The organism is Leifsonia sp. TF02-11, from assembly GCF_017565305.1.
In the GTDB taxonomy this organism is placed as follows: Bacteria; Actinomycetota; Actinomycetes; order Actinomycetales; family Microbacteriaceae; genus Leifsonia.
On the sequence record NZ_JAGEKP010000013.1, the window covers coordinates 109,702 to 122,642 of the forward strand.

At 73.0% G+C, this 12,941-nt stretch carries 13 protein-coding genes; 7 read left to right on the forward strand and 6 right to left on the reverse strand.

Features of this window, described 5'->3' with window-relative positions; translation table 11 throughout:
• Nucleotides 1–59: 59 nt before the first annotated feature.
• Nucleotides 60–716, reverse strand: a complete 657-nt coding sequence (locus tag JNB50_RS16235; protein WP_208041224.1) for an alpha/beta hydrolase — start codon at nucleotides 714–716, stop codon at nucleotides 60–62.
• 111 nt (nucleotides 717–827) lie between these two features.
• Between JNB50_RS16235 and JNB50_RS16240 the strand changes: the two genes are divergently transcribed.
• The 3 genes from JNB50_RS16240 to JNB50_RS16250 all read left to right on the forward strand — a co-directional run bounded on the left by JNB50_RS16240 (nucleotide 828) and on the right by JNB50_RS16250 (nucleotide 3,172).
• Entirely contained in the window at nucleotides 828–1,409 is a 582-nt protein-coding gene (locus tag JNB50_RS16240) for an NUDIX hydrolase family protein (RefSeq protein ID WP_208041225.1), read from the forward strand.
• 63 nt (nucleotides 1,410–1,472) lie between these two features.
• Entirely contained in the window at nucleotides 1,473–2,333 is an 861-nt protein-coding gene (locus JNB50_RS16245) for an alpha/beta fold hydrolase (RefSeq protein ID WP_208041226.1), read from the forward strand.
• A gap of 203 nt (nucleotides 2,334–2,536) precedes the next feature.
• Entirely contained in the window at nucleotides 2,537–3,172 is a 636-nt protein-coding gene (locus tag JNB50_RS16250; protein WP_307794759.1) for a WHG domain-containing protein, read from the forward strand.
• 665 nt (nucleotides 3,173–3,837) lie between these two features.
• Here JNB50_RS16250 and JNB50_RS16255 read toward each other — a convergent pair.
• Entirely contained in the window at nucleotides 3,838–5,664 is a 1,827-nt protein-coding gene (locus JNB50_RS16255; RefSeq protein ID WP_307794760.1) for a DEAD/DEAH box helicase, read from the reverse strand.
• Nucleotides 5,665–5,919: 255 nt separating this feature from the next.
• Here JNB50_RS16255 and JNB50_RS16260 point away from each other — a divergent pair, with 255 nt between their 5' ends.
• A complete protein-coding gene (locus JNB50_RS16260) occupies nucleotides 5,920–8,136 on the forward strand; it encodes an AAA family ATPase (RefSeq protein WP_208041228.1) in 2,217 nt (738 codons plus the stop codon).
• 94 nt (nucleotides 8,137–8,230) lie between these two features.
• On the opposite strand, the gene JNB50_RS16265 is transcribed toward JNB50_RS16260, so the two are convergent.
• From JNB50_RS16265 to JNB50_RS16280, 4 genes are read right to left on the reverse strand one after another with little or no spacing between them, the layout of a single operon-like run.
• Complete coding sequence (locus JNB50_RS16265; RefSeq protein ID WP_208041229.1) at nucleotides 8,231–8,911, reverse strand: DUF1684 domain-containing protein; 681 nt, start codon at nucleotides 8,909–8,911, stop codon at nucleotides 8,231–8,233.
• Nucleotides 8,908–9,498, reverse strand: a complete 591-nt coding sequence (locus tag JNB50_RS16270; RefSeq protein ID WP_208041230.1) for a hypothetical protein — start codon at nucleotides 9,496–9,498, stop codon at nucleotides 8,908–8,910. Before JNB50_RS16270 ends, JNB50_RS16265 begins: the two co-directional genes overlap by 4 nt.
• Nucleotides 9,499–9,547: 49 nt before the next feature.
• Nucleotides 9,548–10,846 carry an RNA polymerase sigma factor gene (locus tag JNB50_RS16275; protein ID WP_307794761.1) on the reverse strand — a complete coding sequence of 433 codons (1,299 nt, stop codon included), beginning with the start codon at nucleotides 10,844–10,846 and terminating at the stop codon, nucleotides 9,548–9,550.
• A gap of 28 nt (nucleotides 10,847–10,874) precedes the next feature.
• Nucleotides 10,875–11,192, reverse strand: coding sequence for a YciI family protein (locus JNB50_RS16280; protein WP_208041231.1), 318 nt, complete (start codon nucleotides 11,190–11,192; stop codon nucleotides 10,875–10,877).
• Between the two features lie 109 nt (nucleotides 11,193–11,301).
• Here JNB50_RS16280 and JNB50_RS16285 point away from each other — a divergent pair, with 109 nt between their 5' ends.
• From JNB50_RS16285 to JNB50_RS16295, 3 genes are all read left to right on the forward strand, one after another.
• Entirely contained in the window at nucleotides 11,302–11,838 is a 537-nt protein-coding gene (locus tag JNB50_RS16285) for an EVE domain-containing protein (protein WP_243768559.1), read from the forward strand.
• A gap of 4 nt (nucleotides 11,839–11,842) precedes the next feature.
• Entirely contained in the window at nucleotides 11,843–12,418 is a 576-nt protein-coding gene (locus JNB50_RS25155) for a 2-phosphosulfolactate phosphatase (RefSeq protein ID WP_208041232.1), read from the forward strand.
• Between the two features lie 78 nt (nucleotides 12,419–12,496).
• Nucleotides 12,497–12,799 (forward strand): DUF427 domain-containing protein, encoded by a 303-nt coding sequence (locus tag JNB50_RS16295; RefSeq protein ID WP_208041233.1) that lies wholly within the window; start codon nucleotides 12,497–12,499, stop codon nucleotides 12,797–12,799.
• Nucleotides 12,800–12,941: the final 142 nt, after the last annotated feature.

Genomic DNA, 12,941 nt, shown 5'->3' on the forward strand with positions numbered 1-12,941 from the left:
CAGGGGCCAGCGGGAGGGGCCAGCGGGAGGGCTCGCCCGCGGCGGTCGTGCCTCCCCGGTCAGCGGCCGCGGGGGAGGTTCGCCCGGATGAACGAGGAGATGTCGCCCAGCTCGAGCGGCGAGATCCCGTGTCCGAGACCCTCGTAGATGCGGGCGTCGAGGCTGCTGTGGCCGGGCAGCCACTCCTCGGCCCGCGCGATGGAGGTGGAGGGGATGGTGTCGTCGTGCGTGCCGCGACCCCAGAACACCGGCGGCCGACGCGCGGCGAGGACCGCATCGCCGTCCTCCGCGCCCTGCACCGCGAAGCCGGACAGCACCACGGCGAAGTCGAAGCGCTCGGGCGCCAGGCGCATCAGTTGCAGTGCCATCGCGCCGCCCTGCGAGAAACCGAGGAGGCCGGTCGGCACGTCGTCCTGCTCGTCGATCCAGTCGAGCACCGCGCCGGCCGCGGCGTTGGCGTTCGCCGCGAGCGGGTCGCCGGAGACGTTGGTGAACCGCGAGAACCACGCGAAGCCCGGCCCCTCGGGGATCGGCGCGCGCAGCGACGCGATCACCGGCTCCAGCGGAAGGTAGGCCGAGATGCCGAAGAGATCGGCCTCGTCGGACGCGTATCCGTGCAGCAGAATGAGCCGGGGGCGGCCGACCCGGTCGGCCTCTCCAGCGGACCACAGCACGGCGTCGCGGTCGAGGCGGAGCTCGGGGGCGGGGAACGGCATGTTCCATTGTGTGCACGGCCCGACCGTCCTCCACAGTCCCCAGATCGCGGCGCAGTCCACAGATCCGTCTGTCTGCGTGAACCCGGGCGTCGGCATCCGTAGGATCGGTGCATGAGCGTGCGCACCCCCGACCCGGACCCGACTCCCGACCCGCTCGACGGCTCAGGGGCCCGGCCCGGCCCTGCCTGGTTGAGTGACATCGAGCTGGAGCAGATCCGTCGCCGCCTTCCGCTGCTCTACGTGGAGGCCGTGCCTGTGCGGGTCGACGGTCTGGGCCAGGTCACCGAGGTCGGAGTGCTGCTGCGCGCGAACGCGGTCGGCGAGATCACGCGGACGCTGGTGTCCGGCCGGGTGATGTACGGCGAGACGCTACGGGAGGCGCTCTTCCGCCATCTCGAGAAAGACCTCGGGCCGATGGCGTTCCCGCTCCTGCCGGCCAGTCCTGTCCCGTTCCAGGTGGCGGAGTACTTCCCACTGCCTGGCGTGTCCGCGTTCACCGACGAGCGACAGCACGCCGTGTCGCTCGCCTACGTGGTGCCGGTCACCGGCACCTGCGAGCCCCGGCAGGACGCCCTCGAAATCACCTGGATGACCCCGGACGAGGCCGTGTCGCCGACGGTGTGCGAGGAGCTGGAGGGCGGCAGGGGCGCGCTCGTCAAGGCCGCGATGGCGTCGGTGGGCAGGCTGACCTGAGCGGTCTTCCGCCGTTCTTTTGGGGGCTTGTGCTTTTCGGCTAATGGCATTAGCTTTACGGCTATGAACACTTCCATCGCTTCGCAGGTCCGGTACCTGCAGCGCCCCGAGGGACGCATCAGCTACACCGTCGAGGGCACCGGCCCTCTCGTGGTCGCCGTCCCCGGGATGGGCGACCTCCGTTCGACTTACCGCGAACTGGTTGGCCCGCTGCTGGAGGCCGGCTACCGCGTCGCCGTCACCGACCTGCGGGCGCACGGTGACTCGGACACCACGTTCCGCGAGTTCGGCGACATCGTCACCGGTCGCGACCTCCTCGCGCTGATCGACGAACTCGGCGGCCGCGCCGTCGTGCTCGGGAACTCCATGGGCGCAGCCGCCGCGGCCTGGGCGGCCGCCGAACGCCCCGACGCCGTCGCCGGCCTTGTGCTCTTCGGCCCGCTGCTGCGCGACCCGGTGATGAGCCGCTTCGCCGTGGCGTCGGTGCACGGGATGTACCGCGTGCTGTTCACCGGACCCTGGGGCGCGTCCGTCTGGGCCGCCTACTACCGGTCGATCAACAAGGGCCGCACGGCGCCATGGCTGAAGGAGCACGCGGCCGACCTGGCGCGCAACATGCGGGAGCCGGGCCGCCTGCGATCCTTCCGCCACCTGACACTGGTGTTGACCCACTCGGTCGTCGAGCCGCGCCTCCCCGAGGTGAAGGCCCCGATGCTCGCCTTCGTCGGAGCGCTCGACCCCGACTACAAGGACCCCGCAGCCGAGGCCGACTGGATCGAATCGCACGGAGCGCAGGTCGTGCGCGTCCCCGAAGCCGGCCACTACCCGCAGGCCCAGCGGCCCGACGTGATCGTGCCGGCCACGCTGGAGTTCCTCGGCGAGCTGCGGGTGGCTGCGGGCGGCGACTGGGGGGCGCGTGCGTAGCGCGGGAGGCGCGCGCCGGGCGGCAGCCGGCTGCGTGCCTGGTGTCGGACTGGCGCGCGTCGCGGTGAGGGACGGGAGCGGTCGCGTGAGATCGGAGCGGACTCGCATCGCATCGGCCACTCTGTCTCCTGTGACGAGGGCCGCGCAGAGACGTTTCGGGGTCACTCCGGAGGCTGCGGTCAGCCACGGCGGCGGTGGGGCCCGTGCCTAGGGCGGGGCTGACCCGCTCCGCGGTCACGACGGTCGCGCTCGACGTCGTCGACGACGGCGGCGTGACCGGCCTGGACCGGCTGACGCTCGCCGCCGTCGCCTCCCGCGCCGGCGTCGCCGTGCCGAGCCTGTACAAACACGTGGCCTCCCTCGACGACCTGCGCCGCCTGGTGGCCACCGACTGCGTCGCCGAACTGACGCGGGTGCTGGCGCAGGCGACCATCGGCCGCTCCGGACCGGACGCCATCCACTCGGCGGCGGACGCCGTGCGGGCGTACGCCCACCGGCACCCGGGCCGCTACGCCGCCACGCAGGTCGCCCCCGACCTCGCGTCGGACGCCGACGCCGAGCTCGCCGCCCGCGCGGAGGAGACGATCGCCGTCCTGGCCGCCGCCCTGCGCGGGTTCGGCCTCCCCGACGACGACACCGTCGACGCGATCCGGATGCTGCGCAGCGCGCTCCACGGCTTCATCACCCTGGAACTCGGCGGTGGCTTCGGCCTCCCCGACGACCTCGACCGCAGCTTCCGCCTCCTCATCGACGGCATCGTCGCCGGCATCGCCGCACTCGCGGGCGGCGCCGGCAACGGAGGAGTTCGGGCGGTCCCGTCCCCCGATCTCCTCCGTTAGCCGCCGTTCCCGGGCCGGCACACCGGTGGGTGGTGGGCAGCGGAGGAGTCCGCGCCGTTCGCTGTCCCGATCTCCTCCGTTAGCTGCCGTTCTCGGGCGTGTCGGCCCGGAAGTCCTCCGATACCCGCACCTGCGGGATGCGGTCGGTAACGGAGGACATCGCGGGTGGCGCGCCGGTCGGTGGTGGGCAGCGGAGGAGTCCGCGCCGTTCGCTGACCCGATCTCCTCCGTTAGCCGCTGTTCCCGGGTGTGTCGGCCCGGAAGGCCTCCGTTACCCGCACCTGCGGGATGCGGTCGGTAACGGAGGGCATCGCGGGTGACGCGCCGGTCGGTGGTGGGCAGCGGAGGAGTCCGCGCCGTTCGCTGACCCGATCTCCTCCGTTGGCGGCAGTCCGATGCGCATCGAGAGGCTGGCGCAGGGCACCGGATCTGGAGAGCCGGCGATCTCCAGATCTACGGGCGGCGAGGCGTCCTGCGGCAACTCCGGAGATCGTGTCGGCTCGGTGGCGCGTCGTACCGGAGCGACGGATCTTGCGGTGCCAGCGGAGGTTGTGGCGCGGCGAGAGGTTCAGTGGTGCGGGAGTGTCGGCGCAACACCGGGTCTCCGGAGTTACGGAGCCTGACGAGGCGTGTCGGCGCTGGGCTCCGGAATATTCGACCGAGCGTCAGCCGCGCGCGCGGCGGGTACCGCGGCCGCGGCTGGTGCTTCCGCTGACGAGGTCGCCGACGCGCATTCCGGTGCGCGGCGCGCTGCCGCGGCCGGCTCCGCTGTTGCCGCCGGCGCCACCGCTGTTGCCGCCTGCGCGGCCGGCGCCACCGCTGTTGCCGCCTGCGCGGCCGGAGTCGGCGTTGCCACCTGTGCGGCCGTTGCCGCCGTTGCGGACGGCTCCGCCGTTGCCGCCGCGCTCGCCGCCTGCGGCGCCGGCACCCCGGCCGCGTCCGCGGCGACGGGACGATCCGTCACGCGTGCTGTCGTTGCCGGTTCCCGACGTGTCGCGACCTGCGGTCGAGCGACCGGAGTCGTTGCGGCTGGCGCCGTCGCGGCCTCCGCTCCGGCCTCCACCGGCGCGACCTGCTCCGTCACGGCCGGCCGCTTCGCGGCCTTCAGCCTCGCGGCCGCCATTGCGGCCGCCACCATCGCGGCCAGCGCCGTTCCGGCCGCCGCCGTCGCCCCGGCCGCCGCCGTTGCCACGTCCGGCCCGGGCGCCAGCGTTCCGGCCGCCGCCGTTCCCACGTCCCCCACGACCGCCGCCGGTCCCGGCCTCCCCGGCCCCGCCCTTCGGCGCCGGCGCCGGCGTGACGCGCGGGGCGCGCTCGCCGACGAGCGAGGTCACGGCGGGCGATTCCGCCGTCACACGTTGCGGGGTCGCCGTGATGGCGGCCGCGCGCAGCAGCGATCGCACGTCGCCGGCCTGCTCGGGAAGCATGACGGTCGCCACGTCGCCGGTGCTCCCGGCGCGGGCGGTCCTGCCCGAGCGGTGCAGGTAGGCCTTGTGCTCCGCGGGCGGGTCGACGTGGACGACCAGTTCGACCTCGTCGACGTGCACGCCGCGCGCGGCGACGTCGGTCGCCACCAGCACGCGCACCTCTCCGGAGCCGAAGGCCGCGAGGTTGCGGTCGCGGGCGCCCTGGCTGAGGTTGCCGTGGAGGTCGACCGCGGGGATCCCGGCCGAGGTGAGCTGCTTCGCGAGGCGCTTGGCCTGGTGCTTGGTGCGCATGAAGAGGATGCGGCGGCCGCGACCGGAGGCGAGAGTGTGGATCAGGTCCTTCTTGGCGTCCTGGTCCGCGACCTCGAACACGTGGTGGGTCATGGCCTCCACGTGGCTGGTCGCGTCGTCGACCGAGTGCAGCACCTCGTTCGTGAGGAACTTCGACACGAGCTTGTCGACGCCGTTGTCCAGCGTCGCCGAGAAGAGCAGGCGCTGGCCGCGCGACGGCGTGGCGTTCAGGATGCGGGTGACCGTCGGCAGGAAGCCGAGGTCGGCCATGTGGTCGGCCTCGTCGAGCACGGTCATCTCGACGCGGTCGAGGTGCACGATGCCCTGCTTCATGAGGTCTTCGAGGCGGCCGGGGCAGGCGACGATGATGTCGACGCCGGCCTGCAGCGCGGTGACCTGGCGGCTCTGCGCGACGCCGCCGAAGATGGTGGTCGTCGTCAGGCCGAGCGCGGTCGCGAGCGGCTTGAGGGTCGCGTCGATCTGGGTGGCGAGCTCGCGGGTCGGAGCGAGCACGAGGCCGCGGGGACGGCGGTAGCCGCGGGCGGCGCGACCACCAGAAGCAGCGGCGCCGGCCGCGAGCCGCGCCGCCAGCGGCAGCGAGAACGCGATGGTCTTGCCGGAGCCGGTCTTGCCGCGGCCGAGCACGTCGCGCCCGGCGAGGGTGTCGGGCAGGGTGTCGGCCTGGATGGGGAACGGCTCCGTCTTGCCGTCGGCCGCGAGCACGGCGACGAGGGGAGCGGGCACGCCGAGGTCGGCGAAGGTCTGGGTGGTCACAAGGGCCTTTCTGGCAGGGCTCTGCCCTGTCGGGCGGTTCGGGCGGTCGTCGCAAGAACGGGACGTCTTCGCCGGAAAGAAGAGTGGAGGTGCGCGGCGGGGCCACCGCCCGGCGCTCGCGCACGCCGACGAAAGTCGGCAGGCCAGTCGTGCTGGTCCACACAGTCTACCGTGTGTCGACCCCATGCTGGCTGGGAGCGCATTCCCGGCCGGAGGTCGTAGACTGTCGGCCCGTAATCCGGAAGGTGGTCGCGCGTGCAGGAATCGGAACTCGAACGTGAGCGCACCGTCGTCTCGGGGCTGTACGAGCGGCTGGACACGCTCAGGGCCGAGACGGAGGAACGGCTGACGCGCGTGCGCCGTGAGAGTGTTGGAAGCAACCACCAGGCGCGCAGCGAACGCGACGCCTTCGCCCGGCTCTACGAGGACCAGCTGCTGCAATTGCGCGACGTAGATTCGCGACTCGTGTTCGGTCGCCTGCTGCTCGACGAGCCCGTCGACGGAACCGACCACCGCTACATCGGCCGGGTCGGCCTGCGCGATGACGACCAGCGGTCCGTGCTCGTGGACTGGCGCGCCCAGCAGGCGAGCGCGTTCTACCAGGCCACCGCGAGCGAGCGGATGGGCGTTCGCGCCCGCAGGCATCTGACGATGAACGGCCGCCAGGTCGTCCGCATCGACGACGAGGTCTTCGACGAGGCGCTGCTCGACGGCGCGACGGCGGGGGAGCAGGTGCAGGGCGAGGGCGCACTGCTGGCGGCCCTCACCGCGCAGCGCACCGGCCGCATGCACGACATCGTGGCGACCATCCAGGCCGAGCAGGACCGCATCATCCGCTCCGACCTCCGCGGCGCCCTGGTCGTGCAGGGCGGTCCCGGCACCGGCAAGACCGCCGTGGCGCTGCACCGTGCGGCCTACCTGCTGTACGCGAACCGGCAGCGGCTGAGCGCCTCCGGGGTGCTCGTGGTCGGGCCGTCGTCGGCCTTCCTGCGGTACATCGAGGCGGTGCTGCCGTCGCTCGGCGAGACCGGCGTCGTCATGCAGACGCTCGGCGAGCTGTACCCGGGGGTGGAGGCCACGGCCGAGGAGGCCCCGGAGGCCGCCCGCCTGAAGGGCGCGGCCGCGATGGCGAGGCTGCTGTCGCGCGCGGTGCGGTCGCGGCAGAAGGCGCCGGACGAGCCGCAGACCATCGTGGTGGACAATGAGCGTCTGGTCGTGGCTCCCGAGCTCGTGCAGCGGGCCATCGCGAAGGCCCAGCGCACCGGCAAACCGCACAACGTCGCGCGGGTCACGTTCGTCAAGCAGGCGCTCGGCGAGCTGACCGATCAGCTGGCGGCGCAGCTGCGCGCGGGAGGCTCGACGATCGACGAGGCCGACCTCCGGGTGCTGAGGGAGGACCTCCGCACCTCGTACGACGTGCGCGTGCTGCTCAACACGGCCTGGCTCCCTCTGACGCCGCAGAAGCTGCTGCAAGACCTGTACGCGCGGCCGGCGTGGCTCGCCGAGCTCACGCCGCGCTGGACGCCGGACCAGCGGGAGGCGCTGCTGCGCGACCGCGGCGAGCCGTTCACCGTCTCCGACGTCCCGCTGCTCGACGAGGCCGCCGAGCTGCTCGGCGACTTCCCGGGGCGCGCGGATCCGGGCTCCCGCGAGCGGGATCGGCAGCGCAAGCGCGATCTGGAGAACGCGCGCGCGGCGATCCGCAACATGGGCGTGGAAGGCCTGGTGAGCGCCGAGCAGCTGGCCGACGGCTTCGCGGAGCAGGTCGACCGCGGCACCACGGCAGAGCGTGCCGCCGCCGACCGCTCCTGGACGTACGGGCACGTGGTGGTGGACGAGGCGCAGGAGCTATCGCCGATGCAGTGGCGCGTGCTGGTGCGGCGCTGCCCGATGAAGTCGTTCACCATCGTCGGCGACATCGCGCAGGTGGCGTCGGCGGCGGGCGCGACGAGCTGGGACGAGGCGCTGCGGCCGTCGTTCAAGGACGTCTGGCGCCTGGAGGAGCTGACCGTCAACTACCGCACGCCCGCGCAGATCACGCGGGAGGCCGAGCGCATCGCGCGCGACGCCGGGCTGCCGATCACCCCGACGCGCGCGGTCCGGGAGGGCGACTGGCCGATCCGCCGGGTGGCGGCCGACGCGGCAGGGCTCGCCGACGCGGTCGCGGAGGCCGTGGCGCACGACCGCGGCATCGACGGCGGGGGGACGCTCGCCGTCATCGCGACCGCGACCGACGTGGAGGCTGTCGCCGCCGCCGTGCGCGAACGTTTCGGCGACGACGCGGCTCGCGGTGCGGCCGGGCTCACCCGCCCGATCTCGGTGCTGACCGGCTACGAGGCGAAGGGGCTCGAGTTCGACGCCGTCGTGCTGGCCGATCCGCGCGCGCTGGCCGCGGAGTCCGTGCGCGGCGCCGCGTCGCTGTACGTCGCGATGACCCGCCCGACCCAGCGCCTCACGCTCGTCGCCCGCTGAGGATCAGCCCCTCGCGACCGCCGAAGGGCACGTTGTTGTCGCTTTCGCGCGTCGAAAGCGACAACAACGTGCCCCTCGGGGATCCCGAGACCGCTCAGCCGGGGTAGCGCTCGCCGACGGGGATCTCGACGGGGAGCGTGTTGCCCGCCTGGGCGAGCGGGCACGCCCAGGCCGGGTCGTACGCGCAGGAGGGGTTGTAGGCGAAGTTGAAGTCGAGGACGAGGGTGGCCTCGCCGTCGTCGGTCGACATCCCGAGGTCGGCGCCCTTGATCGTGTCGATCAGGTAGCGTCCGCCGCCGTAGGTGCCGCCGCGCGCGCCGGCGAGTGCGTCCTTGATCGGCACGAACAGCCCGCCGCCGTACGAGGCCAGCCGCCACACGTCGAGCGTGCCGGCGAGCGGCACGCGCACGGTGCCGAGCAGTTCGAAGGGCACGACGCCGTCGGTGCCGGTCTCGACGTCCATCCGCTTCGCCGCCTCCGGCGCGTGGACGGGGAGCTCGAACCGCCAGTCGGGGTCGTACGGCGAGACGGGGAGACCGGTGAAGCGGTCCCGGTCGGCGTCGAGCAGCGGGGAGGCCGGGTGCGACGAGAACAGCTCGTTGCGGCAGGAGATCCAGTGGGCGTGCGCGGCGGCCGGGTCGCTCGCTGCGATCCGGCGCACCGACGAGTACAGCGCGAACACGCTGCGCCGCCAGTCCGCGGTCTGCACCGCCGTCGCGGCGCGTCCCTGACCGGGCTCGATCGCCGGCGCTGGCTCGGGGGTGGTGGTGCTCATGCTGCTGCCTCCGTCTCGGCGTCGTCCGCAGTGGGTGGATCTGCGGTGAGGGGATCCGTCGTGGCGGGATCCGGCGTGGGGGGATCGTATGCCCAGGTGGGCGCGAGCTGCCGGAGGCGCATGCCGCGCCACTGCCAGAACGCCCAGAGCGCGTACCAGGCGAGCGGGGTGACGAGGCCGGCGCGCACGATCAGGCGATCGCGGTACAGCGTGCGCAGCCGGCCGTCGGGGCCGGGCCCCGCCGGGTCGGGGGCGACGGCCATCCGGTGGTCCAGGTGCGGCATCGCTGCCAGCAGGCCGCCCGTGCCCCCTCCGCTGTCGCGCAGGATGCGCGTCGCGCTCTCCCGGGGGTCGGTCGAGCGCAGCGCGTCGAGCCGGATGGCCTGGGTGCCCACGGTGAACGCTCCGAGCGCGCGCACGCTGACCCGGTGCTCCGCCATGTCCCACGCGGTCGGGAACCCGGCTGGCTCGTCCGATCGGAAGTCGACCCACGGCATCGCCACCTGCCGTAACGCCGTCGGGCTGTGCAGGGCGCGCCAGACGGCGTCGGGATCGCAGTCGAGGACGAGCTTGAGGAGGACTCTCACGCCCCCAGTGTCACCCATCGGCCGCGCCGGGGGCAGAGGGAGGCGGCATTCACGGCGCACTCCCGGACGACGCGGCAGCCGCCTCCGCCGCCCGCGCGAGCAACAGCGTCCGTTCCCGCGCGTTGGCCGTCATCGACGCCGCCCGCTCGAATTCGATCTCGGCCTCCGCGTGCCGGCCGACCTTGAACAGGAGGTCGGCGCGCACCGACGGCAGCAGGTGGTACGACTCCAACGCGCCGTCGTCGACCAGCCGCTCGACGACCTCGAGCCCGGCCTCCGGACCGGAGGCCATCGAGACGGCCACGGCGCGGTTGAGCTCCACGACGGCGGAGGGCCGCAGGGCCGCGAGAGCGCCGTACAGGGCGACGATCTCCTCCCAGTCGGTGTCGCCCGGTGCCGGCGCGGTCGCGTGGCAGGCGGCGATCGCCGCCTGCAGGGCGTACGGGCCGCGGCCGCGCGCGCCCAGCAGGCGGTCGGCGCGGTCGAGGGCGGCGACGCCGCGCCCGATGAGGATGCGATCCCAGCGGGTGCGGTCCTGGTCCTGCAGGAGGATCGGCTCGCCCTCGGCCGTCGCGCGCGCCGGCAGGCGCGAGGCCTGGAACTCCATCAGGGCGACCAGACCGTGCACCTCCGGTTCGCGCGGCGTGAGCTCGGCCAGGACACGGCCGAGCCGCAGGGCCTCCTGGCAGAGGTCGGGGCGCATCCAGTCGTCGCCCGCCGTGGCCGAGTACCCCTCGTTGAAGATCAGGTAGACGACCTCCAGCACCGACGACAGCCGCTCGGGGTAGTCGGCGCGGTCGGGCACCTCGAACGGCACGTGGGCCGCCGTGAGCGTGCGCTTGGCCCGCACGATGCGCTGCGCGATCGTCGGCACCGGCACCAGGAAGGCCCGGGCGATCTCGTCGGTCGTCAGCCCGCCGAGCAGTTTGAGCGTCAGCGCGACCCGGGCACCGGGGGCGAGCACGGGGTGGCACGACACGAACACCAGCCGGAGCAGGTCGTCGTGGATCTCCTCGTCCACCGCGGCCGCCGGATCGTCGTCGTCCCGCTGCTCGAGGTCGCGGGCCAGCGCGGCGTAGCGTTCGTCGAGCCGCTCGCGCCGACGCCAGCCGTCGATCGCGCGGCGCTTGGCGACCGTCGTGAGCCAGGCGCCGGGAGTTCGCGGCACTCCGGTCTCCGGCCACTGCTCGAGGGCGGCGACGAGGGCGTCCTGCGCCAGTTCCTCCGCGAGCCCGACGTCGCCCGTCCAGCGGGCGAGGCCGGCCACGAGCTTGCCCGATTCGATGCGCCACACGGCCTCGACCGCGCGGCGGGCTTCGTCGGCCGTCACATCCTGCGCTTCCGCCACCTGTGCACCTCCCGCCCCGCTGCCACGGTCACGCCTCTGCTGCGGCGCCGCCGACGATGCGGCGCACTTCGACTCTGCCACGATCCACCGGCAGCCGCCTCGCCCATTCGACAGCCTCCGCCCGGTCGGAGGCCTGCACGATCCACAACGCGTTGGCGCGGGCGTCGGCGGTCGGTGTGTCGTCGACCCGGCAGGAGCCGTCGGCACCGAGCTCGACGAGGAGCCCGTCCACGGCGAGGAGCTCACCCGCCAGCAGCACGCCGGCCTGGATCAGCTCGATCGTGAACCGTTGCAGCGCAGCGGGGAGCGGGGCCGAGTCCGTCGTGAGCAGCAGGAGGTAGCGCATGCGTGGTCCTTTCGTCGCGGCACTCATCGAGACGTCGAGCAGCGGGCCCGGGATTCGACACGACCGGCGTCTCCCGCGCGATGTCGGACCTGTGCGCTAGAACGGGAGCATGGCGATCCGCTACTGGCTGGGCGTGGTTCAGCACGACCACGTGCTGCGCGGCGTCGCGGGTGGTTTCGCCCAGGTCAACCACGGCGCTCGCGCTCCGCTGGAGCGGATGGGCGCGGCGGACGGGTTCGTCTACTACTCGCCGCGCGAGTCGTACCCGGACGGCGACCCGCTCAAGCAGTTCACCGCGGTCGGGAGGCTGGCCGACGCCGACGTGTACCAGGCGACCCAGGGCATGCAGCCGGGCGCGGGACAGCGGCGCAACGCCTCCGCCGACCTCGTCGCCTGGCGCCGGCGCGTCGACTGGGACCACGACGCGGTCGCGACCCCGATCCGGCCGCTGCTGTCCTCCCTCGACTTCACGCGCGACAAGCCCGACTGGGGCTACCAGCTGCGTGCGGGACTGATCGAGCTCACCCGGCACGACTTCGAGCTGATCCGGGAGCAGATGCGCCCGTCGTCGGCGCGCGAGCGCGAGGGCGAGCTGCGTCACCGGGCGCAACACGCGTCGGCCGGATTCGGCGCCCGGTTACGCTGAGGCGGTGACCGCTCACCGCTCCGAACCGTCGACCGTCCCCGCCGCTCACCGTCAGGCCAAGTACCAGGTGCGCTTCGACTGGGCGTCGGCCGGCGCTGCAGCGGTGGCGGCCGATGCCGACGTGGTCGTCTGGGTGGACGCGCTCGCCGACCAGCCGGTGGAGGTCGCGATCGAGTACGTGCCGGGCGCCGGGGCCGTCGTGGCCGCAGGACTGACCGACGCGCCGGCGGTCGCGCGCTGGATCCTCGACGAGCAGGTCCGGCTGGGTCGTCGCGCCATGGTGGCGCTGGTCGCGGCCGGGGGCACGACCGCGGAGGGCGGCACGCGTTTCGCCGTCGAGGACCTGCTGGCTGCGGGAGCGCTCGTCGATGCGCTCGCGAGCCTCGGGATCGACTACAGCTCTCCGGAGGCCGCTGCGGCCTGTGCCGCGTTCACCGGCCTGCGCGGAGCCGTCGCGCACCTGCTGACCGCGTCGGTGTCCGGTCAGGAGCGCATCGCGGCGGGTGCCGACGCCGCAGAGCTCGCCGGAGCCGGAAGACTCGGGACCGCCTCCGAGGTGCGGGTTCTGCGAGCAGGCTAAGCGCTCGATCCGAACTCCGGGTCGAGCCGGAATGTTCCGGTAGAACCGGGCGTTCACTGCGTTCAGGAGGTTTCACCCATGAAAGCTGTTCTGAACGACACCGTCATCGCCGAGGCGCCGACCGAGGACCTCATCCGCATCGAGGGCAACTGGTACTTCCCGCCGGCGAGCGTGAACACCGAGTACCTGGTCGAGTCCGACACCCCGTACACGTGTCCGTGGAAGGGCGAGTGCCAGTACTTCTCGGTCAAGGACGGTGACACGGTGCTGCAGGATCGGGCGTGGAGCTATCCGACGCCGTACCCGAGCTCGTTCGACCGCGTCGGCCAGGATTACAGCAACTACGTCGCGTTCTGGAAGGACGTTCGGGTCATCGACTGATCCGTCCACCCCTCGAATTGGGGGACACGCTGTGTCCTCATTTTGGCGGACTGTCCCCCGAAAAAGGGGTACAAAGTTGCTTCCGACCGACCGGTCGGAATTGCTAGACAGGTAGTGCGAGAGAAACTCCCGGGACCCGAAC

Bases quoted from the DNA above. Each gene is read 5' to 3' on its own strand.
- JNB50_RS16240 (WP_208041225.1), top strand. From the start codon at position 828: ATGAGCGTGCGCACCCCCGACCCGGACCCGACTCCCGACCCGCTCGAC.
- JNB50_RS16265 (WP_208041229.1), bottom strand. From the start codon at position 8,911: ATGAGCACCACCACCCCCGAGCCAGCGCCGGCGATCGAGCCCGGTCAG.
- JNB50_RS16235 (WP_208041224.1), bottom strand. From the start codon at position 716: ATGCCGTTCCCCGCCCCCGAGCTCCGCCTCGACCGCGACGCCGTGCTG.
- JNB50_RS16280 (WP_208041231.1), bottom strand. From the start codon at position 11,192: ATGCGCTACCTCCTGCTGCTCACGACGGACTCGGCCCCGCTCCCCGCT.
- JNB50_RS16245 (WP_208041226.1), top strand. From the start codon at position 1,473: ATGAACACTTCCATCGCTTCGCAGGTCCGGTACCTGCAGCGCCCCGAG.
- JNB50_RS16295 (WP_208041233.1), top strand. From the start codon at position 12,497: ATGAAAGCTGTTCTGAACGACACCGTCATCGCCGAGGCGCCGACCGAG.
- JNB50_RS16285 (WP_243768559.1), top strand. From the start codon at position 11,302: ATGGCGATCCGCTACTGGCTGGGCGTGGTTCAGCACGACCACGTGCTG.